This is a genomic window from Janthinobacterium sp. PSRC1-1 (assembly GCF_049897525.1).
Classification (GTDB): domain Bacteria; phylum Pseudomonadota; class Gammaproteobacteria; order Burkholderiales; family Burkholderiaceae_D; genus Janthinobacterium; species Janthinobacterium tructae.
The window spans coordinates 149,031-173,794 of sequence record NZ_JAFCWK010000003.1; the positions used below are offsets into that span (position 1 = coordinate 149,031).

Here is a 24,764-nt window from a genome sequence, read left to right on the forward strand (position 1 = left end):
GTCAATCCGCTATTTTACGTGGTTGCCGCCACGACGTCGCATTTTCCGCCGCCAGCGCCAGCCGTGCGACGCGAACGAGACAATTGGTGATAATTTGGCAGTTACTTGAATGATAAGATCCGCAGTCCGTCCAGCCTGGCCGGTTTCCCCATTGCACGCTTAACCTGGCACGCATTCCATGCATCTTCCCCGTTTTTTCCTCCTCGCCCCCCTTTGCGCCTGCCTGCTGCCCGCCCTGGCCCAGGAACCAACGGCGGTGCCTGGCGACACGGCCAGCCAGGAAATACAGCAGGTTGTCGACGTGCAAAGCACGCGCGATCCTGACTTGCGCCCCTACCGCACCATGCTCAAGGGACTCGACGCGTATGCCGACCACCAGCGCCTGGCGCCGGGCGCGCCGCTGCGCTTCATGCTGGTCCCCGCCACGCCCCAGGCCAGGCTCGATGGCGTGACCCTGCACCTGTCGGCCGACAACCTGTCGATCCCCGTGCCGCTGGCGGCCGATGGCGGCTTCACCTTGACGCGCGACAAGACGGCCTACGATGCGAATGCCGACCTGGTCAGCAACAAGAAGCGCGACACCCTGCGCTGGCGCGCCGACATCCACACGCCGGGACTGCCCGCGAACGTGCGCCGCCTGGGCGACTTGCGCCTGGAATGCGAAATCCGCTGGGCCGTCGAGCAGGACCAGCTGCCGTTTGTGCGGCGCAACCTGTTCCGCCTGGCGGGCGGACCGTGCCACTCGTCGCTGATCCACGTGCTGTATCCCGTGCCGCGCAACCTCGCCGCCGTGCAGGCGCGCTCGGGCGAGCGCGCGCTGGAGATCCGCGTCACGCAAGACCGCCAGCGCTACGTGCCGCCGCTGCATGACCAGAGCTGGGACGACAATACCCTGCTGACACTCACTTACGCCGACGACGGCCACCTGGCCGAAGCCGCCCCCGCAGCGCCCTTGAAGGCGGCGCAGCGCCAGTGATACGCCCCGGGAAGCCGGGCAAAATATTTCCACAAGGATTTTCATATTTACTGCAAGCAATAAAAAAGTATGCTCTAATATCGCCTCTTAAATGAAAAGCAATTATTTCCAGGCTGGCTCCGGCAGGTGCAGGGAGATACGCGATGGGGATAGGTCGATATGATGATGGAACACACTGGCATGGCGCCCAAGCGCATGCCGCGCAATGACTGGAAGAAGGAATGCCGGCAGTTACAGGGGCAAGTGGCGCAGCTGAAAGAGCGCCTGAAACGCCAGAGCGCCGACAGCTATGGCTTGCAAATGCTGTATGACCAATTGGTCAATGAAATCAAGCACCACCGCGACATGCTCCAGCTCGACAGCTTCGACGCGGAGAAATCATCGCTCGTCTACACGCAAGCCTGGCGCCGCTTCATGGCCGGCGACGCGCTCGACTACCAGACCCACCGCCACACCAATTCCAGCAGCCTTCCTAGCTTGCTGTAGTTCGCTGCAGCGTTACAGCTCCGCCAGCGCCTTCACGTGCGCCGCCACGCTGCGGCCCAGCGACGACAGGTTGTAGCCCCCTTCGAGGCAGCTGACGATGCGACCCTTGCCATACTGATTGGCCACGGCCATCATTTGCTGCGTCAGCCACGTGTAGTCGGCCTCCACCAGGCCCATGCCGCCCACATCGTCTTCGCGGTGGGCATCGAAACCGGCGGAAATGAAAATCATCTGCGGCTGCTGCCGGTGCAGTGCCGGCAGCCAGTGGTCAAGCACCAGTTGGCGCACGGCATCGCCCTTCGAGCGGGCTGGCACGGGCACGTTGACGCGCGTATCCGTGTAGGACTCGACGTCGCTGTACGGATAAAACGGGTGCTGGAAAAAACTCACCATCAGGATGCGTGGATCGTTTGCCACGGATTCGGCCGTGCCATTGCCATGATGTACGTCAAAGTCGACGATGGCGACTCGGTCGAGGCCGCGCACGTCGAGCGCATGCTTGGCGGCGATGGCGACATTGTTGAACAGGCAGAAACCCATGGGCTCGCTGGGCCGCGCATGGTGGCCAGGCGGTCGGATCGCGCAAAAGGCGTTGCTGATCTCGCCATCGATAACGGCGTCCGTGGCAGTCACGGCCGAGCCAGCGGCGGCCAGGGCCGCCTCGTAGCTGTGCGCATTGAGCAAGGTGTCGCCGTCGAGCGGATAGTAGTCGCCCTCGGCCGGCACATTGTCGCGCACCAGGCCGATGGCCGTGGCACTGTGGTTGCGCTCGATGTCGGACAATTGCGCGCGCACGCCGTCGCGGTGCTCGACCAGGTCGCTGATATGCGCGAGGATCAATTGATCGTTGATGGCCTGCAAGCGGGCCGGCGATTCAGGATGCCAGTCGCCCATTTCATGGCGCTGGCAATCGGGATGGGTATAAATGGCTGTGCTCATGCGCTGTACTGGTTACCTCTGTCTCTGCTCTCTATCCATACCGGGAACGCGCGCCGGAATCACTGCAGAGCATTCCTGCCTGCCTGGCGCGTTCTCGCATAAAATCACTGGCTGGTCTGTGCTGCCCTTGCCGCCTTTGCTGTGACTCTAATCTACCACGAGCGCGCAGCTGGCGGGCGGCGCCGTTTGACCTGGCCAAAGCGATTGTAAATTAAATAATCCCTTGTACTGTGATAGAAATAACATGTTTTCGAAAATACACCAGGCCGCGCAGCAAATCGGCGAAGTTCTCGTCGGCAAACACTTGCAGATCCGCCAGACCCTCGCCTGCGTGCTGGCGGGCGGCCACCTGCTGATCGAAGACGTGCCCGGCGTGGGCAAGACCACGCTGGCGCATGCGCTGGCCATCTCGCTGGGCCTGCAATGGAAGCGCCAGCAATTTACCAGCGACCTGCTGCCTGCCGACGTGGCCGGCATGAGCGTGTATGACCGCGCCAGCACCAGTTTCATTTTCCACCCCGGCCCCCTGTTCACGCAAGTACTGCTGGCTGACGAGATCAACCGCGCCACGCCGAAGACGCAATCGGGCTTGCTCGAAGCGATGGAAGAGCGGCAAGTAACGCTCGATGGCGTCACGCACGCGCTGCCGCAGCCGTTTTTCGTCATCGCCACGCAAAACTGCGCGCACCAGCTGGGTACTTTCCCCCTGCCTGAATCGCAGCTCGACCGTTTTCTCATGTGCGTCACCCTGGGCTACCCCGATGCGGCAGCCGAACGGGCGCTGCTGCTGGGCGCCGACCGCCGCGCCATGCTGCACACCTTGCCGGCCGTGATGAACGCGGAAGAATTGCTGCAGGCGCAAGCGGGCTTGCGCGCCATCCACGCCTCACCCGCCGTGGTCGACTACGTGCTGGCCCTCGTGCATGCCACGCGCGCGCCCGGCGTGTTTGCCGACGGCCTCAGCCCGCGCGCCGCGCTGGCCCTGTTGCAGGCGGCGCGCGCCTGGGCCGCCCTCGCCGGACGCGACCACGTCACACCCGACGATGTGCAAGCCGTGCTGCTGCCCGTCTGCGCCCACCGCCTGCATGCGGCGCAAGGGACCACGGACAGCCGCGCGCTGCTGCAGCATCTGCTGTTGAGCATCCCCGTCTGAGCGGCATGCGCTGGCGCACTATTCCATGGCTGCCGGCGCGCCCCTGGCTGGGCGCGCAGCGCGTGCACATCCGCCCCTCGCGTGCGGGCCTGGCGTTTGCCGTGCTGCTGCTGGCACTATGGATCGCCGCCGTCAATTACGGCTTGGGCCTGGGCTATGCGCTCACGTATGTCGCGGCCGCCTGCGCCATCGCCGACATGCTGTTTAGCAGCCGCAACCTGGCGGGCCTGGCGCTGGCCGCCACGCCGGGCAAGCCCGTCTTCGCGGGCAGCCATGCCTTGTTTACCTTGCGCCTGATCAACCGCAGCAGCCGCCCGCGCCATGCGATCCACGTGGCCGTCAGCGATTCGCCAGCGGCACCCGGCCTGGCCGATATCGCCGCCCACGGCGAAACGGCCGTCAGCATCGGCATGCCGGCGCAACAACGGGGCTGGTTCCATGCGCCCGCCGTGCGCCTGTCCGGCAGTTTTCCGCTGGGCCTGTTTGTTGCCTGGTGCCATTGGCAGCCCGAGGCGCGCGTGCTCGTGTATCCGCAGCCCGAGCAAGATGCACCGCCACTGCCCTGGCCGGCCGGCACAATACAGCAGGCACGGCAGCCAGGCTGGCCAGGCCGGCCAGACTTGCCCGGCGGCGCCCTGGAACTGGCCGGCGTGCGCGCCTACCAGCCGGGCGACCCCTTGCAGCGCCTGGCCTGGCGCCAGATCGCCCGCCATGATGGCGAGCATTTATTCAGCAAGCAATTCCAGCCTGGCGCCGATGCACCAAAGGGCGCAGCGCACGGCACGCATGGCAAGCTCATGCTCGACTACGCCACGCTGCACGCGCTGGCGCCGGAAGCGCGCCTGTCGCGCCTGGCCGCCTGGGTGCTGCAGGCGGAAAGCACGGGCGTGCCATATGGCTTGCGCCTGGGTGTGCTGACCCTGGCGCCGGCCGTGGGCGCCGGCCAGCGCGACGCCTGCCTGCGCGCACTGGCGCTGCATGACTTACCTCCCAGCAAGGAGTCACCATGATCCGCTGGTTCAACAGCTTGCCGCGCGAGAAGGCCGACATGCTGCTGCTGTTGCTGGCCGCCGCCATGGTGCTCGCGCCCCACGCGCTGCACCTGCCCCCATGGCTGTCAGTAGCGACAGCCGCACCGCTGCTGTGGCGCGCCGTCATCACCGTGCGGGGCCGGCGCCAACCGCCGCTCGCCGTGCTGGCGCCGCTGGCCCTGCTGGGCATCGCCGGCGTGTACGCCAGCTATGGCACGCTGCTGGGACGCGATCCCGGCGTGGCCATGCTGGCCCTGCTGCTGGCCTTGAAGTCGCTGGAAATGCATGGCCGGCGCGACATCTTCGTGCTCGTCTTCCTCAGTTTCTTTTTGCTATTGGCAAACTTTTTCCATACGCAAGGCATCCTCGGTGCCGCCTGGATGCTGGCCACCGTGCTCGTGCTGCTGGCGGCCCTGCTGTCGGCCCAGTACGGCACGCTGCAACCACGCCTGGCGCAAAGGCTGGGCTTGCTAGGGCGCATGCTGGCGCTGGCCCTTCCCCTGGCGGCCGTGCTGTTTCTTGCCGTGCCGCGCCCCGGCGCCCCCCTGTGGGGCGCGCCGCACGAGGGCTTGCAGGCGCGCACGGGCTTGTCCGACAGCATGCAGCCGGGCGCCATCGCCTCGCTGGCCGTATCAAACGAGCCCGTCTTCACGGCCCGCTTTTCCACGCCGCTCCCGCCGCAAGACCAACTGTACTGGCGCGGCGTGGTGCTGGGCGACTACGACGGCGCCACCTGGACGCGCCGGGGCGCTGGCCGCGCACCCGCCAGCGACAGCCGCATCGACATCGCGCTGGAAGGACCACCCAGCCACTACGAAGTGACCTTGCCAGCGAGCGGCCAGCGGCGCATCTTCGCGCTCGACGTGCCGCGCAGCATCGAACGCCTGCCTGGCAATCCGTATGTCGTCTCGTCTGCGCTGGAAGTGCTGACCATACAGCCCATTACTTCGACCGTGCATTACCGCGTCAGTTCCCAAGCCCGCTACCGGCTGCAGGCCAAGCTGCCGTTGGCCCAGCAACAGCCATGGCTGGCCTTGCCCTCTGGCAGCAACCCGCGCAGCATCGCCTGGGCCCGCGCACTGCGCGGCAGCGGCGCGCAGGCGCTGGCGCCCGCCGCCGCCATCGCCGCCGTCCTCACGCACTTCCGCCACGCGCCCTTCCGCTACACCCTGCAGCCACCACTGCTGGGCAAGCATGGCGTCGACGACTTCCTGTTTACCACGCAGGCGGGCTTTTGCGAGCATTACGCGGGCAGCTTCGTCGTGCTGATGCGCGCCATGGGCATTCCTGCGCGCGTCGTCACGGGCTACCAGGGCGGCACACGCGATGGTGGCGACGGCAGCCCCAGCCTGACTGTGCGCCAGTCCGACGCCCATGCCTGGAGCGAAGTGTGGCTGGCCGGCCGGGGCTGGGTGCGCGTCGATCCCACCAGCGCCGTCGCGCCCCTGCGCACGCAGCGCAACCTCGATGCCGCCCTGCCAGCGGCCGCGTCGCCGCTGACGGCCTGGCGCGCCCTGGCCGGCCTCGATGGCGGCGCGACAGGGGCGCTGGCCGCATGGCGCCAGCAATGGCAGCAGGCCGAGCACGCCTGGAGCAGCTGGGTGCTCGACACCACGCCGCAACGCCAGCGCGCCATGCTCGATGGCTTGAAAAACCTGCCGGCGACGACCCTGGCACTCGCTTGCGCCGCGCTGGCCCTGCTGTCCGCCGCGGCTGGCGCACTGGTCTGGTGGCGCCAGGCCAGGCAAGGCGATCCGCTCGACGCCCTGTACCTGCAGTTTTGCCACCAGCAGGCGCGGCGCGGCTACAGCCGTGCGCCGCATGAAGGGCCGCACGGTTATGCTGCGCGCCTGGCCGCAGGCATGGCCACACCCGAGGCGCACGCCGCCATCGCACAGTTTCTGGCAATCTATGCCACGATGAAGTATGGTAATGCCAGCCCAGACGAACAATCCCGCGCGCGGCGCAGCTTGCGCCACCTGTTAACCCAATGCCGATGAGACGCTCCTTGTTACCGATCAAAACCTCCGCCCTGTGCCTGCTCCTCTCCCTTCCCCTGTGCCTGGCGACAGCGCATGCTGGCGAAAACAGCAACATTTCCGCCGCCGACCGCGCCCGCGCCGTGCGCGCGGCCAAGGCCCCGCCCGCCAAGGCGACGGCCAAAAAAGCACCGGCGAAATTCGACTTCGAAGGCGAATTTGTCGACTATGCCAACTGGAAAGAAGTGCGTGCCTTCCTCGACGAGATGTCCGCCAAGCATGGTTTTGACCGCGCCGAACTCGATAGCCTGATCGGCAAGGTGCGCTATGTCGAGTCGACCGTGCAGCTGATGAAACCGGCGCCGCCGGGCAAGCCGAAGAACTGGCAAGCGTACAGCGCCCGCTTCATCGAGCCGGTGCGTATCAATGCGGGCGTGAAATTCTGGGAAGAGAACGCGGCAGCGCTGGCGCGCGCCGAACGCGAATATGGCGTGCCGGCCGACATCATCGTCGGCATCATCGGCGTGGAAACCGTGTACGGACGCAACACGGGCCGTTTCCGCGTGCTCGACGCGCTGACGACCCTGGCGTTTTCCTACCCGGAAAGCCCGACGCGCGCCGCGCGCATGGAATTTTTCAAGGGTGAACTGGAAAACGCGCTGCTTTATGCGCGCAAGGATGGCATCGATCCCTTGACCCTGCTCGGCTCGTATGCGGGCGCCATCGGCCTGCCCCAGTTCATGCCCAGCAGCATCATGAAATACGCGGTGGACTTCGATGGCGATAGTCACATCGACTTGCGCAATTCCACCGCCGACGCCATCGGCAGCGTGGCGCATTTCCTCGTCGAACACGGCTGGCGGCGCGATGACCCGGCCATCAGCACGTATCGCGTCACCGTCTCGTCCAGCCACGCCTGGGAAAAATTCATCAGCCAGGGCTTGCAAGCCAAGTACCGGCTGGAGGAATTGCAGGAAGCCGGCGTCAGTACGGTCTCGGCCACGCCCCAGAACATGTTGTACGGCCTGATCGATCTGCAAAATGGTTCAGAAGCAACTGAGTATCACTTGGCAACCAATAACTTCTTTGCTATAACTCAGTACAACAGAAGTTATTTTTATGCCATGTCAGTGATTGACTTGGGCAAGGCCATCAGCCAAGTGCGCGCACGCTAACCGAAAGTCAGTGTAAAGTTATAATATTACTTGTAAGAAAGCGTAAGCGATGTTGAAGCGACCAGCAAACAGGTCTATGGTGGGGCCGATAACATGTGCCAGCCTCGCTCGCCAGCCTTTGTGCGGCACGGAATACAGAAATGGTTTTATACTTAACTTTTGTCAAAGTACAATTTTTGTTCTATCATAGAGCATAATAAAGAATAAATAGCTGTTGCAACATGACAACAGTTATTTTATCCAAAGCAAGATTACAGAGCTTTCCGGCCTGAAATGGAATCCTGCTGTACAATTGTGTATATATCATGAAAAACTGTATCCCGGATCGTACCGTGTGTGAATTTGTTCCTTTTAGTAAAGAATGAACATGAACGCAGCAAGAGCGAGCTCCGAGTGTTTTTTACTTTGCAGTGCAACTACAGAAGGAACATTAACATCATGACAAACCAAGTCGGCATTGATATGAACAGCGATTCGGACTCCGACGATCTGCTCCAGTACAACCCAAACAGATTGCTCGATACCCTGATCGAAAACCTGCGCCTGAAAAACGACGCAGCCCTGTCCCGCGCGCTGGAAGTGGCGCCACCGGTCATCAGCAAAATCCGCCACCACCGCCTGCCGGTCGGCGCATCGCTGCTGATCCGCATGCACGAAGTGAGCGACCTGAGCATCCGCGACCTGCGTTACCTGATGGGTGACCGTCGTAACAAATTCCGCATCAGCGACAAGCAATTCAAGCCAAAAGAAGGCGAAACGCCACAAGGCTGATCCTGCCAGTTTCGCAGGTTTTCCCTCCCCGCCATGGGGAGGGGGTAATTTTCAGGCCGTCCTGGCCGACCCGAATTTCCATTTTAAAATTGAACAATCAGGCTGGGAATACGCCCGTGGACAAGTAACGGTCGCCGCGGTCGCAGACGACAAACACGATCGTCGCGTTTTCCACCGTTTGCGAGATGCGCAGCGCGATTTCGCAGGCGCCGGCCGCCGAGATGCCGCAGAACAAGCCTTCTTCCGCCGCCAGGCTGCGCGCCATGCGCTCGGCCACGCCCTGGCTCACGTATTCCACCTGGTCCACGCGCGACTTGTCGTAAATTTTCGGCAAGTACGCTTCCGGCCACTTGCGGATGCCGGGAATCTGCGAACCTTCCTCGGGCTGTGCGCCGATGATCTGGATGGCGGGATTCTGCTCCTTCAAATAGCGCGACACGCCCATGATGGTGCCCGTCGTGCCCATGGCGCTGACGAAATGCGTGACCTGGCCATGCGTATCGCGCCAGATTTCCGGTCCCGTGCTTTCGTAGTGGGCGCGCGAATTGTCTTCGTTGGCGAACTGGTCGAGGATGATGCCACGGCCATCCTTCTGCATCTGCTCGGCCAGGTCGCGCGCATATTCCATGCCGCCCGTCTTCGGCGTGAGCAGAATGTCGGCGCCGTAGGCGGCCATGCTCTGGCGGCGCTCCACGCTGAGATTGTCTGGCATCAAGAGCAGCATCTTGTAGCCGCGCAAGGCGGCGGCCATGGCCAGCGCGATGCCCGTATTGCCGCTGGTGGCCTCGATCAGGGTATCACCCGGCTTGATGACGCCGCGCTCTTCAGCGCGCTTGAGCATGGACATGGCGGCGCGGTCCTTCACGGAGCCGGCCGGGTTGTTGCCTTCCAGCTTGCCGAGGATGACGTTGTTGCGCGCAATCGCATCGGCGCCCGGCAAGCGCGTCAGTTGCACCAGCGGGGTGTTGCCTATCGTATCTTCAAGTGTCTTGTAAGCCATCGTGTCTGTTTGAGTAATTTCAACAAAGACCCATTCTAATATGAGATGCTGGACGGCGTATGGCTAAAAACCGCCGCCGCGCCAGGCCGCCTCCACTACGGCCGCCCGCGCGCCAGGCCGCATGGCGCCTGGCGTTGCGCCATGCCAGGACTGCCGCGCGCGGTGCGCCAGCGGGCCGCGCGCGCATGCGCTAGACTCGTGACGGTTAGTTATTTTAGTAATTTGCTTATTCAATCAATGGATATGTCATGAGCGCAAGCGCCCCCGAATTCATCCCCGAAACCACGCAGGACGATCCCGTCCAGGCCAGCAGCCTCGACATCCAGGGCCGCATGCACCAGATTTCCCCCGTCTTCAGCGAGACCGAACTGCGCCGCCTGCAACGCTATGGCAAGGTCTGCCGATACGCGGATGGCGCCACCCTGTTCGAGGCGGGCAACAGCAGCTTCGGCATGCTGGTCATCCTGGCGGGCCACGTCGCCGTCACGCGCCACGAAGGCCTGGGCCGCACCTCGCTGATGCGAGAAGTCGGCCCCGGCCACTTCATCGCCGAAGTGGCGCAGCTGTCGGGCCGCCCCGCCCTCGTCAACGGCCATGCCGTGGGCGACGTGGAGGTGCTCGTCATCAGCTCGGAATCGCTGCGCGCGCTGATCGTGGCCGAGGCGGAAATGGGCGAACGCATCGTGCGCGCCCTGATCCTGCGCCGCGTGGCGCTGATCGAAGCCAATTCGGGCGGCCCCGTGCTGGTGGGGCCGCGCGGCAATGGCAATCTGTTCCACCTGCAAAGTTTTCTGTCGAGCAATGGCCACCCGCACACGGTGCTCGATCCGTCCACCGATGCGGCCGCCGCTGCGCTGGCCCAGCGCTACCAGCCCACGCCGCAGGAATGGCCGCTGGTGGTCTGTCCCGATGGCAAGGTCATGAAGAATCCCGGCAATGCGGAACTGGGGCGCTGCCTGGGCATGCTGCCCGATTTGTCCGGCGACAAGATCTTCGACGTGCTGGTAGTGGGCGCGGGACCGGCCGGCCTGGCCACGGCCGTGTATGCGGCCTCCGAAGGGTTATCGGTCCTGGCGCTGGAACAGCGCGCGTATGGCGGCCAGGCGGGCGCCAGCGCGCGCATCGAAAACTATCTCGGCTTTCCCACCGGCATTTCCGGCCGCGCCTTGGCCGGGCGCGCCTATGTGCAGGCGCAAAAATTCGGCGTCGAGATCGCCACCCCGGCCAGCGCCGCCAACTTGCTGTGCGACAGCTGGCCCCTGCGCGTCAAGCTGTGCGACGGCACCCAGGTGCGCGCCCGCACGGTGGTGCTGTCGTGCGGCGCGCGCTACCGCCGCCCCTCGCTGGCCAACCTGAAAACGTATGAAGGACGGGGCGTGTATTACTGGGCCTCGCCCATCGAAGCCAAGCTGTGCAAGCAGGAAGAGATCATCCTGGTCGGCGGCGGCAACTCGGCCGGCCAGGCGGCTGTGTTTCTCTCCGGCCACGCGGCCAACGTCCACATGCTGATCCGCGGCGCAGGGCTGGCGGCCAGCATGTCGAGCTACCTGATCGAGCGCATCGCCGCCACGCCCAACATCACCTTGCACACGCACACGGAAATCATCGCCCTCGAAGGCGACGACGATGGCTTGACGGGCGCCCGCTGGCGCAATAATCAAACGGGCGAAGAGTGCGACTGCGCCGTGCGTCGCGTGTTTCTCTTCGTCGGCGCCGATCCGAACACGGACTGGCTGCACGACTGCGCCGTCGCCGTCGACGAACAGGGTTTCATTCGCACGGGCTTCGACGTCACGCGCGCCGAATGCCGCGCCCAAGGCCATGGCGCGCTGTTGGCCGCCCCGCCGCCCGACCTGCCCGAGCGGGCCGCGCTGGAAACGAGCGTGCCGGGCGTCTTCGCCATCGGCGACGTGCGCGCCGGCTCGACCAAGCGCGTGGCGGCCGCCGTCGGTGAAGGCGCGGCGGTCGTGTCGCAGATCCACGGTTTTCTGGCGCGCCTGCCCGTCAACAGCGCCTAACGCAGCGGCGTGGGGTATGTTGCCACGCTGACATTACCGTCGCGGTCGATAGCCTGGACGCCAAAGAAATAGTTATCTTTCGACAGCTTGAGCCTGGCCTCGGTGACATTGCCCACGTCCTGCGCCCCCTGCCACTGGTCGGCCGTGGTGGCGCGCCAGACGATGCGGTAGCCGGCCAGATCCGGCTCCGTGTTCGGCTGCCATTGCAAGGTCGTGGCGTTTTCCAGCTGGGCCGTGCGCACCTGCACACCAAAGGGCGCGGCCGGCGCCAGGGCCAGTGAAGCGAGCGCCGCCGCATTCACCCTCGCCACTTTCGCCACGTAATCGTAGTCGACGAATTGCGGCAGGTCGCCATACTGCACGCCATTTTCCACGCGCACATCCTGATGCTGGTGGGTGAAATCCTCGTTCGGCTCCGTGAAACGCAGCGCCGCATACCCTTGCGCGAGGAAGGGCATATGGTCGCCGCCGCGCAGGTAGCGGTCGGCGCGCTGGATGACGTTGATCTTGAAACCGGGCACATAGCGCTCGCCCACCTGCTTCACGTGGCGCGCCAGCTGGCGCGAAATCGAGTCGTTCTCGCCGCCCGTCGCCACCAGGGCACGCACGCCATCGCTCATTTCCTTCACGGCAGGGATGCCCTCGGCAAACAGGCGCACCTGGCCAGCGTCGACGGTGCCATCGTCGGCGCGCGAACTGCCGATGATGTCGTTATTGAGCATGCCGGCGATATTGAGCTTGTTCAGCTTCGCCTGCTGCGCCCAGTGGCCGGAACCCAACAAACCTTGTTCCTCGGCCGCCACGGCCATGAAGACGAGCGTGGCGTCGAACTGGTAGCGCGCCATCGCGCAAGCCATCTCGATCACGGCCGCCGTGCCCGAGGCGTCGTCGTTGGCGCCGGGCGCGTCGCCGTGCGCATCCATCACGTCGGTGGCGCGCGAATCATAGTGGCCGCTGACGACATAGATGCGCCCGGCAGACTGCGGCTGGCTGCCCGGCAGGGTCGCCACCACGTTGACGATTTCCGTCGGCCGCGCGATGCGCTTCGACACGGGCGCCATATGGCTGTCGAACGCCACCTGCAGGCGTGCGCCCGCCTGCGCGCCGCAGCGCTCCAGCTCCGCCTTGATCCAGCGCCGCGCCGCGCCGATGCCGCGCGTGTCGGACACGGTATCGGACATGGTGTGGCGCGTCTGGAAACTGACGAGCTTGCGCACGTGCGCCTCAATGCGCTGCGGCGAGATGTCGGCCACCAGCTGGCGTATCTGCTGCTGCGCCGGTTCGGCGCCCGGCGCCGCCGCCACACTAGCCGACAGCATGGCTGCCGTCATTGCCGTCAAAATCCGTACCATGCCTGCATCCCCCGATGATTGATTGAGCTGGCCATTCTCGCATTTTTGACGGCAGGCAAGGATGTTCCAGGATGAAAATCGTGCATTATAGAAACTGCTACAATCGGCCACTTCCCGTTCCGCTCACGAAAGACATCCGCATGCGCCAGCCCATCCTCCACCCCGCACGCCGCAGTCTCCGCCTGCGCGCAGTCCGCTGACGGTGCGCCGCATGCTCGTCAAATTGCTGCTGCTGGCCACCCTGTTTGCCGGGCTCAGCATCGCCGCGCTGTACAGCTACGGGCGCTTCGCCGAACGTTCGCTGGGGGCGCCGGGAACGGCCTTGCCGGTGGCAGCCGACGCTACCCTGCTCGACCGCGTGCTGGCGCCGCAGCTGGCGCAACGCCCGGAACAGAGCGGCACGGCCCTGATCGACGACAATCTGGAAGCGTTCGCCCTGCGCGCCCTGAGCGCGCGCGAAGCGGGCCGCAGCCTCGACCTGCAGTACTACATCTGGCATAACGACGTCACGGGCCGCCTGCTGGTGCGCGAACTGCTGCGCGCGGCCGACCGCGGCGTGCGCGTGCGCGTGTTGCTTGACGATATCAATGCGCGCGGCCAGGACGCCGCCATCCTCGCGCTCGACAGCCATCCGCTGATCGACGTGCGCATCTTCAATCCTGGCCGCAACCGTGACGGCATCTGGTGGCGCGCCGTGGAAATGGCCTTGCGCGCCGTCAGCCTGAACCGGCGCATGCACAACAAGGCCTGGATCGTCGACGGCAGGGTGGCCCTGGTCGGCGGGCGCAATATCGGCGATGAATATTTTGATGCCGCCGAACAAGTCAATTTCCAGGATGCCGACTTGCTGCTGGTGGGCCCCGCGGTGCAGCAGACGAGCGACATCTTCGACCGCTTCTGGAACAGCCGCGCCGTCATCCCCATCGGCGCCTTGCACGCCGGCAAGAACGCGGGCGCGCCGGAACTGCAGGCGGTACGCGCCCGCCTCGATGCGCTCACGGGTGAACTGGGCGCCTCGCCCTACCTGCGGCAGCTGACCGATACGGGCCAGCTGCAGGCCCACCTCGATGGCCGGCTGCGCCTGCACTGGAGCGCGCAGGTACAAGTGCTGTCGGACCCGCCGGAAAAAGCCGCGCCCGTGGCCAGTTTGCAGCGCAGCGAGCACTGGCTCATGCACAGCTTGCTGCCCCTGCTGACCGAAGCGCGCGAAGAAGCGCTGCTCACTTCGCCCTACTTCGTGCCAGGCGCGGCGCTGACGCAGAGCCTGGCCGACAAGGTCGCCGCCGGCGTCAAGGTCAGTGTGCTGACCAACTCGCTGGCCGCCACCGACGTGGCCCTCGTGCATGCGGGCTATGCGCGCTACCGCGAAGTGTTGCTGAGCGGCGGCGTCGACCTGTATGAATTGAAGACCCTGCACCGCAAGCGCATCAGCCTGATGGGGTCGAGCCGCGCCAGCCTGCATACCAAGGCCGTGGTGGTCGATGGGCAGCGGGGCTTCGTCGGCTCCTTCAACCTCGACCCCCGCTCGGCCCAGCTGAACACGGAGATGGGCGTGCTGTTCCACGATGCCGCGCTGGCGGCCGACATGCGCGCGCTGTTCCTGCACTCGACGGCCAGCGACACCAGCTACCGCTTGCTCCTCGACAACGGCACCCTGCGCTGGTCCGACGCCACCGAAGTGCCTGCCAAGGTGTGGACGCACGATCCGGAGTCAGGCTTCTGGCGCCGCCTGCTGGTATCCGTGATGCGCTGGCTGCCGATCGAGTCGCAGCTGTAGGCGCATAAAAAAAACCCCGCGCGGCCGGTACCGCGCGGGGTTTTCTTCCCGTGCTGCGCGGCACCACCACGCAACACGCTTTACAGCAACACGCTTACTTTTTCTCGGCTTCAGCCTTCTTCGCCTCGGCAGCAGCCAGCTTCGCTTCTTTCTTCGCGGCAGCAGCGGCAGCCTTCGCTTCTTTCTTGGCAGCAGCAGCTTCTTTTTTCGTTTCAGCGGCCGTCTTGGCTGGCGCCGCAGCGGTGTCGGTCGCAGCAACTGGCTTCGGTGCGGCTTCTTTCGCTGCAACTTCCTTCACAGCAGCTTCCTTTTTTGCCGGGGCAGCTTTCGCCACCGGAGCCGCTGGCGCGCCAGACTTGGCCTGACCATTCACCTGCAAGCCCGCTTCCGACAGTTTCACGGAACTTTTCGGTCCAATACCTTTTACGCGGCTTTCGAAATCGGCCCAATCCTTGAAGGCGCCGCCCTTGGCGCGTTCATCAAGGATGGCTTTCGATGTGACGGGGCCGATGCCCTTGACGCCGTCGAGTGCCGCCTGGTCCGCCTTGTTGACATCGACCTGGGCAAAGGCAAAACCCATCGTCGCGATCAGGGTGACGATGGCCAGCAGTATTTTTTTGAACATGGGTATCTCTCCGTGGTGTGGTTTCAAGATGACTCGAACGCAAGGGAGGAGCAGCGCCTTAACGGCTTTAACGGCTGTGGCGTGATACGGTTGACAAGACGGGACAGCGGAAGGACGGGAAAACCTGCGCCAGATCAAACGATGCGGCGCAGGCGAAATGCGGAATACGGCGGCGATTACTGCGCGAACAGCTCTTCGCGGGTGACAGTGGCCGTGCCCAGCTTGCCGACGACGATGCCGCCGGCCCGGTTGGCCGTGCGCACGGCGTCGCCCAGGCCCATGCCGGCGCCCAGCATGGCCGCCATGGTGGCGATCACCGTGTCGCCCGCGCCCGAGACGTCGAATACTTCGCGCGCATCGGTAGGCATATGCAGCACCTCGTCGGCCGTGTACAGGCTCATGCCCTCTTCCGAGCGGGTCAGCAGCAAGGCGTCCAGGCCCAGCTGCGCACGCATCTGCTGCGCGCGTTCCGTCAATTGCTCTTCCGTGCTCCAGTTGCCGATCACGCGGCGCAGTTCCGATTTATTCGGAGTGAGCACTGACGCTCCCGCATAGCGGCTGAAATCGTCCCCTTTCGGGTCGACCATGACGATCTTGCCGGCCTTTCTCGCCGCCTTGATCATCTCGGCCACGTTCACCAGGCTGCCCTTGGCGTAGTCCGACAGGACCACCACGTCGTAGTGCGGCAGTAGCGCATTGAATTGCTTGAGCTTGTCGCGCAGCACCGTATCGCTGGGCGCATCCTCGAAGTCGATGCGCAGCATCTGCTGCTGGCGGCCGATCACGCGCAGCTTGATGATGGTGGAAATGGCCGCATCGCGCTGCAGATAGCTGTGGATGCCGCCCCCCTCGAGCAGGCGTTCGACCTGGCTGCCGGCCTCGTCGTCGCCGACCACGCCCAGCAAGCTCGTCTTCGCTCCCAGCGCGGCCGCGTTGCGCGCCACGTTGGCCGCGCCGCCGAGGCGCTCTTCGCGCCTCTCGATGCGCACGATGGGTACCGGCGCTTCCGGCGAAATACGGCTGACATCGCCGAACCAGTAGCGGTCCAGCATCACATCGCCCACCACCAGCAGGCGCACCTGGGCCAGCGCGGCCGGCGCCGTCAAGGCGACCACCTCTTGGGCGCTCATGCGCGCGTCAGGATCGAGCGGCCGATCCCGTGGTATTCGATGCCATTCTCGGCCATGACAGCCGGCTCGAACAGGTTGCGTCCGTCAAAGATCACGGCCTGCTTCAGGCGCGCCTTGACCTGGTCGAAATCGGGACTGCGGAAGGCTTTCCATTCGGTCACGATGACCAGCGCATCGGCGTCCTGCAGCGCATCCTTCGAACTGTCGGCAAAGCGCACCCTTGCCAACTGCTCCGGCGTCAAGTCCAGTTGCAGCACGCGGCGCGCCTCGGGCATGGCGACGGGGTCATACACGGCCACCGTGGCGCCGCGCGCCAGCAAGTCCGCCAGCAGCACGCGGGCCGACGCTTCGCGCATGTCGTCCGTGTTGGGCTTGAAGGCCAGTCCCCAGACGGCGAAATGCCGGCCCGTCAGATCTGTGCCGAAGCGAGTGACCACTTTGCGCCCCAGCACCTGCTTCTGCTGGTCATTGACGGCTTCGACGGCACGCAGGATCAGCAACTCCTGCCCGTAGCCGCGCGCCGTGCGCTCGAGCGCCTGCACGTCTTTCGGGAAGCAGGAACCGCCATAGCCGCAACCTGCGTACAGGAAGCTGTGGCCGATGCGCGGGTCGGAACCGATGCCGTGGCGCACGGCCTCGATATCGACGCCCACCTTGTCGGCCAGGTTCGCCAGTTCATTCATGAAGGAAATACGCGTGGCCAGCATGGCGTTCGCCGCATACTTCGTGAATTCGGCCGAGCGCACGTCCATCCAGTAGGTGCGTTCGCGGTTGCGGTTGAACGGCGCGTACAGGCTTTTCAGCAATTCGCGCGCGCGCTCGCCGTCCGGCGTGCTGTCGCAGCCGATGACGATGCGGTCCGGGCGCATGAAATCTTCGACAGCCGCGCCTTCCTTGAGAAATTCCGGGTTCGACGCCACCGAGAACGTGGCGGCCACGCCGCGCGCGTCCAGTTCGCCCTGGATGGCGGCGCGCACTTTTTCGGCCGTGCCGACGGGCACGGTCGACTTGTCGACGATAACCTTGAAGTCCGTCATGTACTTGCCGATGCCGCGCGCGGCCGCCAGCACGTATTGCAGGTCGGCCGAGCCGTCTTCATCGGGCGGCGTGCCGACGGCGATGAATTGCATCACGCCGTGCGCGGCGGCTGCCTCGACGTCGGTGGAAAAGGTCATGCGGCCGGCGGCGCGGTTACGCGCCACGACTTCTTCCAGCCCCGGTTCATGGATGGGGATGCCGCCGCTATTGAGCAAGTCGACCTTCCGTGCGTCCAGGTCGAGGCAAAAGACATCGTTGCCCAGCTCCGCCAGGCAGGCGCCCGTCACGAGGCCCACATAGCCCGTGCCGATAATGGTGATTTTCATGGTTGTGCCGTATTTGTAAATATAGATGCTGCAAACAAGGACACGCCACGTTGCACTAAGGCAAGGTGGCGTGTCGGGTTAGTTCATGACGTTGAGTTCTTCGGTGCGGCGCGGCGGGTAAGTCTCCCACTTGTTGCAGCCCGGGCAGTGCCAGTAGAACTGGCGTGCCTTGAAGCCGCAATGGCTGCACTGGTAGCGGGCCAGCTTCTGCGTGTAGCCGTGCACGAGGTTTTTCACCATCGACAGCTCGGACCAGATGGCGGCCGGCGCATCCATCATGCGCGCTTCCAGCAGTTTATCGAGGCCCAGCAGGGTCGGTGTGCGGCGCAGCTCGGCGCTGACCAGCTGCTTCGCCGCTTCCACGCCGTCGAGTTCGATGACGGCCTTGAAGACGACTTCGATCAAGTCGATCGACGACGCCTCTTCCAGGTAGGAGCGCAGCAGGTTGACGCCTTCCTGTGCGCGGCCCACCTTGGTGTAGCCATCCATCAGGCGCTGCGCCACCAGGGCCACGTGCGGCACGCTTTGCTGCTCCACGCGGCGCCAGGTGGTCAGCGCGCCTTCCACGTCGCCGCGCGCCAGCAGCACGTCACCCGTCAGGATGGTGGCGCGCACGCTCTTGCGGTCCGTCTGCAAGGCTTTTTCCAGCAGCGGCATGGCGTCGTCCGGCTTCATGTGCACGAGGGCATCATGCGCCAGTTCGCAATAGAACTGGGCGATTTCCTTCTGCCGCGCGCCGGCGCCCGATTCCTGCAAGCCCACGGCCGCTTCGATGGCGCGTGGCCATTCCTTTTCGCGCTGGTAGATTTCCAGCAGCGCGCGGCGCGCCTGGGCCGCATATTGCGTGTCGACCAGGCTGTTGAAGGTTTCCTCGGCGCGGTCCAGCAAGCCCGCCTTCAGGTAATCCATGCCCAGCTCGTAGGCGGCATGGCCCTGCTGTTCCAGCGGCAAGTCCGGGCGCGCCAGCAAATTCTGGTGCACGCGGATGGCGCGCTCCGTCTCGCCGCGGCGGCGGAACAGGTTGCCCAGCGCAAAGTGCATATCGGCCGATTCCGGATCCAGTTTGACGACTTCGATGAAGGCGTCGATGGCCTTGTCATGCTGCTCATTGAGCAGGAAATTCAAGCCCTTGAAGTAATTGCGCGGCAGGCTGCGCGATTCGGACACCAGTTGATGAATGTCGACGCGCGCGGCAATCCAGCCCAACGCGAAAAACACCGGGATACCCAAGAGCCACCAGAGTTCAAAATCCATGCGATTGTTTTTATTCGAGTAAGAGAGATAGGAGCGACGGCGCCGCTTACTGCGCGCTCACGCTGTCCGGTTGCGGCTGGACATTGCTGGCCACGCCAACGGTTTGCAGCGCGGCAATGGTGGTTTTTTGCTTGCTCGCTTCGCGGCGGTGACGGAACACGGTCGGCGTCAGGGCCAATACGCCCAGGCTGGCGCCGGCGACAAAAAAGCCCAGCAGCATCAAGACCAGGGGGCCGCGAATTTCATAATTGAGGAAAACATGCAGGTCGACAACCTGCGCATTCTTCAGCGCAAAACTGAAGAACAGGACGAAGAGAACACAGCCAACGATGGTGGAGATGATTTTCATCGATACGCCCAGAAAGTACAAAAAATGCCCGTATGGCACAACCTTGGAATGCCTGACAGAAGCGTAGCGAGCGTCAGTGAGGCTCGGCGCCCCCTTGTGGCCAAGAAGCGCAACCGTACTTTAGTACGGTGAGCATCGCCGGCCGCAAAGCGCGACGCGCAGTAGCTTATGTCAGGCATTCTCAGCATATTAACAAAAAAAAGCGGCATCCAAGGACGCCGCTCTTTGTGTCGCCTTCCAGCAGACGATTAATCCTCGATAATCGGTTGCCCGACCATCGCGTCCACGCGCTCGCGCAACTGTTTGCCCGGTTTGAAGTGGGGTACCCGTTTTTCGGGAACCATCACCTTGTCGCCGGATTTCGGGTTGCGGCCGATGCGCGGGGGCCTGCTGTTCAGGGCAAAACTGCCAAAACCGCGGATCTCGATACGCTGACCGGTCGCCAGGGCGTTGGTCATCGCATCGAGAATGGTCTTGACGGCATACTCCGCATCTTTCGCCACCAGCTGAGAATAACGCTCAGCGAGGCGGTTGATCAGCTCGGACTTTGTCATCTGCCGTATCCGCAGTCTTAGTTCTTGTTATCGAACTTAGCTTTCAACAAGGCGCCCAGGCTGGTGGTGCCCGAAGCTGCGTTGTTGTCGGTAGCTGCCATCTTCTGCATGGCTTCCTGGGTTTCCACGTTGTCTTTCGCTTTGATCGACAGTTGGATACCACGGGCTTTGCGGTCGATGTTCAACACCATGGCTTCGACGGTATCGCCGACTTTCAGGTGCGTACCAGCATCTTCAACGCGGTCACGCGAGATTTCGGAAGCGCGCAGGTAGCCTTCGACTTCTTCGGACAGTTGGATCACGGCGCCTTTAGGCTCAACCGATTTAACGGTACCGGTGACCAGCGAGCCTTTGTCGTTCATGGCTGCGAAGTTGTTGAATGGATCACCTTCCAGTTGCTTGACGCCCAGGGAAACGCGCTCGCGCTCAACGTCGATGGCCAGAACGATGGCTTCCAGTTCGTCACCTTTCTTGAAGCGACGCACGGCTTCTTCGCCGGTTTCGGTCCAGGACAGGTCGGACAGGTGCACCAGACCGTCGATGTTGCCGGCCAGGCCGATGAACACGCCGAAGTCGGTGATCGATTTGATCGCGCCGCGGACTTTATCGCCCTTCTTGTGGGTAACGCCAAAGTCATCCCAAGGGTTGGCTTTGCACTGTTTCATACCCAGCGAGATACGACGACGCTCTTCGTCGATTTCCAGAACCATCACTTCTACTTCGTCGCCCAGTTGGACAACTTTGTTAGGAGCAACGTTTTTGTTCGTCCAGTCCATTTCGGAAACGTGTACCAGACCTTCGATACCCTGTTCCACTTCAACGAACGCGCCGTAGTCGGTCAGGTTCGTTACTTTACCGAACAGACGGGTGCTTTGTGGGTAACGACGGGACAGACCGGTCCAAGGATCGTCGCCCAGTTGTTTCACGCCCAGCGAAACACGGTTTTTCTCTTGATCGTATTTCAGGACTTTGGCGGTGATTTCCTGGCCAACCGTCAGGACTTCCGACGGGTGACGTACACGGCGCCATGCCAGGTCGGTGATGTGCAGCAAGCCATCGATACCGCCCAGATCCACGAACGCGCCGTAGTCGGTGATATTTTTGACGACGCCGGTCACGACCGTGCCTTCTTTCAGCGTTTCCATCAGTTTCTGACGCTCTTCGCCCATCGAAGCTTCGATGACGGCGCGGCGGGACAGAACCACGTTGTTACGCTTGCGATCAAGCTTGATCACTTTGAATTCGAGGGTTTTGCCTTCGAATGGGGTCGTGTCTTTGACAGGACGGGTATCAACCAGCGAGCCCGGCAGGAATGCGCGGATGCCGTTGGTCAACACGGTCAGACCGCCTTTGACTTTACCATTGACGGTACCGACGACGATTTCGCCCGATTCCATCGCTTTTTCCAGAGCCAGCCACGAAGCCAGACGCTTGGCTTTGTCGCGCGACAGGATGGTATCGCCGAAACCGTTTTCCAGCGATTCGATCGCCACGGAAACGAAGTCACCAACTTTGACTTCCAGTTCGCCGTGGTCGTTCTTGAATTCTTCGACAGGGATGAATGCTTCGGATTTGAGGCCAGCGTTCACGATCACGAAATTGTGGTCGAGGCGCACGACTTCAGCGGAAATAACTTCGCCGGAGCGCATATCTTGACGCGACAACGATTCCTCGAAGAGCGCAGCAAAACTTTCCATACCGGTAGATTCGTTAGTTGTAACAGTAGACATAGGGTTCACACAGGTTATCCAGCAGAGATCGCACCATGCGACTTAAACTGGGTTAGGTTTTTGACACACCCGGACAGGCCAGGAGCCGTCAACGGGCACCACATAGCACAACAACACGCTATTTTGCTGCAGCTGCATACCATTTCAACACGGTTTCAACGGCAACATCTGCCGTCATTTCCGACGTATCGAGAACATGCGCCCCTTCCGCAGGGACCAGCGGCGCAATCGCACGGTGAGTATCACGTTCGTCCCGCGCCTGCAAATCCATCAGAAGGTCTTCCATATTAGCAGAAAAACCCTTGTCTATCAATTGCTTGTAGCGCCGTTGCGCGCGCGCCTCGACGCTGGCCGTGAGGAACACCTTCAATTGGGCGTGCGGAAAGATCACCGTGCCCATGTCGCGCCCGTCGGCCACCAGGCCCGGCGTCTTGCGAAAACCCAGCTGCAAGCCCACCAGCGCATGGCGCACCGTTGGCAACACGGCAATCTTCGACGCCGTATTGCCCACTTCTTCGGCACGGATCTGCTCGGTGACGTTTTCCTGCGCCAGCAGGATCTCGCCGCCCGCGAAATGGCAGGGCAGATGCTCGGCCAGCTTGGCCAGCGCGTGTTCGTCGCGCAAGTCCGTGCCGCGGCGCAGCGCGCTCAAGGCCGTCAGACGGTATAGCGCGCCCGAGTCCAGGTAATGAAAGCCCAGCTTGTCGGCCACGCGGTGCGCCACCGTGCCCTTGCCGGATGCGGTGGGGCCGTCGATGGCGATGACCGGGATGTTGGAGGTTGACATAGTATTAAGCAATCAATTAAATCAAGGAATCTTTGGCAATCCCCGCGAATGCGGCGAAATACTCGGGGAAGGTCTTGGCCACGCATTTCGGGTCGTTGATGCGCATGGCGTTGCCGCGGCGCGCGGCGCCATCGAGCGAGGCGAGCGAGAAGCACATGGCCATGCGGTGGTCGTCATACGTGTCGATGGTCGCTGCGGCGATTGAGGCCGGTGGCGTCACGCGCAGGTAGTCCGCGCCCTCTTCCACTTCGGCGCCCAGCTTGCGCAACTCCGTCGCCATGGCGGCCAGGCGGTCCGTTTCCTTCACCCTCCAGCTGGCGATATTGCGCAAGGTCGAGGTGCCGTCCGCGTACAGGGCGGCCACGGCGATCGTCATGGCCGCGTCGGGAATGTGATTGAAATCCATGTCGACGGCTTTCAATACGCCGTTCGAGCGGGCCTCGATCCAGTTCTCGCCCATGGTGATGGTCGCGCCCATCTGCTGCAAGGCTTCGACGAAACGCACGTCGCCCTGGATGCTGTCGCGCCCCACGCCTTCCACGCGCACGGGACCGCCGCCGATGGCGCCGGCCGCCAGGAAATACGAGGCCGATGAGGCGTCGCCTTCCACGTGGATCGTGCCCGGGCTTTGATAGTGCTGGCCCGGCTGCACGGTGAACGACTGCCAGCCGTCATGCTCGACCGTCACGCCGAAACGGCGCATCAGGTTCAGGGTAATTTCAATGTATGGCTTCGAGATCAACTCGCCCGTCACGTCGATGGTCACCGCATGGTCGCGCGCCATCAGCGGCGCCACCATCAGGAGGGCCGTCAGGAACTGGCTCGACACGTTGCCGCGCACGGCGATGCGCTGCGCGTGGATATGGCCACGACGGATGCGCAGCGGCGGGAAGCCCTGCTCGCCCGTGTATTCGATCTGCGTGCCGACGGCGTTCAGCGCGTCGACCAGGTCGCCGATCGGGCGCTCGTGCATGCGCGACACGCCGTGCAGCGTGTAGTCGCCGCCGATCACGGCCAGCGCCGCCGTCAGCGGACGAATCGCCGTGCCGGCGTTGCCCATGAACAGGTCGGCCGCGTGATGCGGGAACACGCCGCCGCAGCCTTCCACGTGATGCACCTGGTGGGCCGTGGCCGGGTCGCCCGTCATTTCATCCTGCGTCCATTTCACGCCCAGCGACGTCAACGCCGTGAGCATGACGAAGGTGTCGTCGGAGGCGAGCAAGTCGATGATTTTCGTCGTGCCCCTGGCCAGCGCGGCGAGCAGCAGCACGCGGTTGGAAATGCTTTTCGAGCCGGGCAAACGCACCGTGCCTTCGGCGTGCATCACCGGCTGCAAATCGATATGGTGAGGGTAGTGCTTGGTCTGGGTCATGCTGGAATCCTTGAGTATTTATCGTGTGGGCGCGGCAGGTATTTCCGCCGTTTCAATCGCCTCGATCCATTGTTGCCGCGCGTGCTGGGCGTTCGCATACACGCCTTCGATGGCGGCGCCGTCGTTCGCGGCCAGGTGGGCGCGCAAGGTCGTCAACTGCGCCAGGTAGGCGTCCAGTTCATGCAGCAGCGCCGGCTGGTTGGCCAGGCTGATGTCGCGCCACATTTCCGGCGATGAGCCGGCGATGCGCGTAAAGTCGCGAAAGCCGCTGGCCGCATATTGAAACAGCAGGCCCGCGTGCGGTTTGTTGGCGATGTCGTCGACCAGCGCAAAGGCCAGCAAATGCGGCAGATGGCTGACGGCGGCAAACACCTTGTCATGTTCTTCGGCGCTCAAAGTGTGCAGGATGGCGCCGCAGGCGCGCCACGCGGCCGCCACCCGTTCCACGTCAGCCGCAGCGTTTTCCGCCAGCGGTGTGAGCACCACTTTCTTGCCTTGATACAGATCGATGATGGCCGCGTCAGGCCCGTTCGTCTCGCGTCCCGCGATCGGGTGGCCGGGCACGAATTGCGCCACCTTGCCACCGAGCGCAGCGCGCGCGGCCGCCACCACGTCGCTTTTCGTGCTGCCCGCATCGGTGACGATGGTGCCGGGCTGCAGATGCGGCGCGATGGACGCCAAAATAGCGCCCGTCTGCGCCACGGGCGCGGCGACCAGCACCAGATCGGCGTCATGCAAGGCATCGGCCATGTCGCCGCCGATTTCGTCGATGATGCCCAGCTCCAGCGCGCGCGCCAGCGAGGCCGCCGAGCGGCCCATGCCGACCACGGTTTGAACCGCGCCCGCGTGTTTCAGGGCGCGCGCGAACGAGCCGCCGATCAGGCCCACGCCGAAGATGACGACCTTATTGACAACCTTTTTCAGTGCAGGCGTCGTCATATC

General features: G+C 63.6%; 22 protein-coding genes. 9 read left to right on the forward strand and 13 right to left on the reverse strand.

Annotated elements, in window-relative coordinates:
* Positions 1-178 precede the first annotated feature (178 nt).
* Positions 179-976, forward strand: a complete 798-nt coding sequence (locus ACP7DW_RS07125; RefSeq protein WP_426054755.1) for a hypothetical protein — start codon at positions 179-181, stop codon at positions 974-976.
* 162 nt (positions 977-1,138) lie between these two features.
* Positions 1,139-1,462, forward strand: a complete 324-nt coding sequence (locus ACP7DW_RS07130; RefSeq protein ID WP_426054754.1) for a hypothetical protein — start codon at positions 1,139-1,141, stop codon at positions 1,460-1,462.
* Between the two features lie 12 nt (positions 1,463-1,474).
* Here ACP7DW_RS07130 and ACP7DW_RS07135 read toward each other — a convergent pair whose 3' ends face one another.
* Entirely contained in the window at positions 1,475-2,401 is a 927-nt protein-coding gene (locus ACP7DW_RS07135; protein ID WP_099760275.1) for a histone deacetylase family protein, read from the reverse strand.
* A gap of 244 nt (positions 2,402-2,645) precedes the next feature.
* Between ACP7DW_RS07135 and ACP7DW_RS07140 the strand changes: the two genes are divergently transcribed.
* From ACP7DW_RS07140 to ACP7DW_RS07160, 5 genes are all read left to right on the forward strand, one after another.
* A complete protein-coding gene (locus ACP7DW_RS07140) occupies positions 2,646-3,554 on the forward strand; it encodes an AAA family ATPase (protein WP_426054753.1) in 909 nt (302 codons plus the stop codon).
* A 5-nt stretch (positions 3,555-3,559) separates the two neighbouring features.
* On the forward strand, positions 3,560-4,564 hold the full coding sequence (locus ACP7DW_RS07145) for a DUF58 domain-containing protein (RefSeq protein WP_426054752.1): 1,005 nt from the start codon (positions 3,560-3,562) through the stop codon (positions 4,562-4,564).
* Positions 4,561-6,585: a transglutaminase TgpA family protein gene (locus ACP7DW_RS07150; RefSeq protein ID WP_426054751.1), complete on the forward strand. Its 2,025-nt coding sequence runs from the start codon at positions 4,561-4,563 to the stop codon at positions 6,583-6,585. The genes ACP7DW_RS07145 and ACP7DW_RS07150 overlap by 4 nt, the downstream gene beginning before the upstream one ends.
* 8 nt (positions 6,586-6,593) lie before the next feature.
* On the forward strand, positions 6,594-7,739 hold the full coding sequence (mltB, locus tag ACP7DW_RS07155; protein WP_426054750.1) for a lytic murein transglycosylase B: 1,146 nt from the start codon (positions 6,594-6,596) through the stop codon (positions 7,737-7,739).
* A gap of 438 nt (positions 7,740-8,177) precedes the next feature.
* Positions 8,178-8,510 (forward strand): hypothetical protein, encoded by a 333-nt coding sequence (locus ACP7DW_RS07160; protein ID WP_034751784.1) that lies wholly within the window; start codon positions 8,178-8,180, stop codon positions 8,508-8,510.
* Between the two features lie 97 nt (positions 8,511-8,607).
* On the opposite strand, the gene cysM is transcribed toward ACP7DW_RS07160, so the two are convergent.
* The gene (cysM, locus tag ACP7DW_RS07165; protein ID WP_099760280.1) at positions 8,608-9,510 is read right to left on the reverse strand and encodes a cysteine synthase CysM; all 903 of its coding nucleotides are present in this window, start codon (positions 9,508-9,510) and stop codon (positions 8,608-8,610) included.
* A 248-nt stretch (positions 9,511-9,758) separates the two neighbouring features.
* Between cysM and ACP7DW_RS07170 the strand changes: the two genes are divergently transcribed.
* Entirely contained in the window at positions 9,759-11,528 is a 1,770-nt protein-coding gene (locus ACP7DW_RS07170; protein WP_426054749.1) for an FAD-dependent oxidoreductase, read from the forward strand.
* Here ACP7DW_RS07170 and ACP7DW_RS07175 read toward each other — a convergent pair.
* Complete coding sequence (locus ACP7DW_RS07175) at positions 11,525-12,880, reverse strand: M20/M25/M40 family metallo-hydrolase (RefSeq protein WP_426054748.1); 1,356 nt, start codon at positions 12,878-12,880, stop codon at positions 11,525-11,527. The two genes, ACP7DW_RS07170 and ACP7DW_RS07175, sit on opposite strands and share 4 nt — an antisense overlap.
* A gap of 211 nt (positions 12,881-13,091) precedes the next feature.
* On the opposite strand from ACP7DW_RS07175, the gene ACP7DW_RS07180 reads away from it, so the two are divergent.
* Complete coding sequence (locus ACP7DW_RS07180) at positions 13,092-14,657, forward strand: phospholipase D family protein (protein ID WP_426054747.1); 1,566 nt, start codon at positions 13,092-13,094, stop codon at positions 14,655-14,657.
* Positions 14,658-14,751: 94 nt separating this feature from the next.
* Here ACP7DW_RS07180 and ACP7DW_RS07185 read toward each other — a convergent pair whose 3' ends face one another.
* The 10 genes from ACP7DW_RS07185 to ACP7DW_RS07230 all read right to left on the reverse strand — a co-directional run bounded on the left by ACP7DW_RS07185 (position 14,752) and on the right by ACP7DW_RS07230 (position 24,761).
* Entirely contained in the window at positions 14,752-15,282 is a 531-nt protein-coding gene (locus ACP7DW_RS07185; RefSeq protein ID WP_426054746.1) for a ComEA family DNA-binding protein, read from the reverse strand.
* A 176-nt stretch (positions 15,283-15,458) separates the two neighbouring features.
* Positions 15,459-16,412: a D-glycero-beta-D-manno-heptose-7-phosphate kinase gene (gene rfaE1 / locus ACP7DW_RS07190; RefSeq protein WP_426054745.1), complete on the reverse strand. Its 954-nt coding sequence runs from the start codon at positions 16,410-16,412 to the stop codon at positions 15,459-15,461.
* The gene (locus tag ACP7DW_RS07195; RefSeq protein ID WP_426054744.1) at positions 16,409-17,776 is read right to left on the reverse strand and encodes a UDP-glucose dehydrogenase family protein; all 1,368 of its coding nucleotides are present in this window, start codon (positions 17,774-17,776) and stop codon (positions 16,409-16,411) included. The genes rfaE1 and ACP7DW_RS07195 overlap by 4 nt, the downstream gene beginning before the upstream one ends.
* Before the next feature lie 78 nt (positions 17,777-17,854).
* A complete protein-coding gene (lapB, locus tag ACP7DW_RS07200) occupies positions 17,855-19,030 on the reverse strand; it encodes a lipopolysaccharide assembly protein LapB (protein ID WP_034782020.1) in 1,176 nt (391 codons plus the stop codon).
* A 46-nt stretch (positions 19,031-19,076) separates the two neighbouring features.
* Positions 19,077-19,379 (reverse strand): LapA family protein, encoded by a 303-nt coding sequence (locus ACP7DW_RS07205; RefSeq protein WP_077400759.1) that lies wholly within the window; start codon positions 19,377-19,379, stop codon positions 19,077-19,079.
* Between the two features lie 248 nt (positions 19,380-19,627).
* Positions 19,628-19,933, reverse strand: a complete 306-nt coding sequence (locus ACP7DW_RS07210) for an integration host factor subunit beta (RefSeq protein ID WP_008446215.1) — start codon at positions 19,931-19,933, stop codon at positions 19,628-19,630.
* 17 nt (positions 19,934-19,950) lie between these two features.
* Positions 19,951-21,663 (reverse strand): 30S ribosomal protein S1, encoded by a 1,713-nt coding sequence (gene rpsA, locus ACP7DW_RS07215; RefSeq protein ID WP_071650172.1) that lies wholly within the window; start codon positions 21,661-21,663, stop codon positions 19,951-19,953.
* A gap of 118 nt (positions 21,664-21,781) precedes the next feature.
* Positions 21,782-22,450, reverse strand: coding sequence for a (d)CMP kinase (cmk, locus tag ACP7DW_RS07220; protein ID WP_426054743.1), 669 nt, complete (start codon positions 22,448-22,450; stop codon positions 21,782-21,784).
* A gap of 16 nt (positions 22,451-22,466) precedes the next feature.
* A complete protein-coding gene (gene aroA, locus ACP7DW_RS07225; protein ID WP_426054742.1) occupies positions 22,467-23,822 on the reverse strand; it encodes a 3-phosphoshikimate 1-carboxyvinyltransferase in 1,356 nt (451 codons plus the stop codon).
* An 18-nt stretch (positions 23,823-23,840) separates the two neighbouring features.
* The gene (locus ACP7DW_RS07230; protein WP_426054741.1) at positions 23,841-24,761 is read right to left on the reverse strand and encodes a prephenate dehydrogenase; all 921 of its coding nucleotides are present in this window, start codon (positions 24,759-24,761) and stop codon (positions 23,841-23,843) included.
* Positions 24,762-24,764 lie beyond the last annotated feature (3 nt).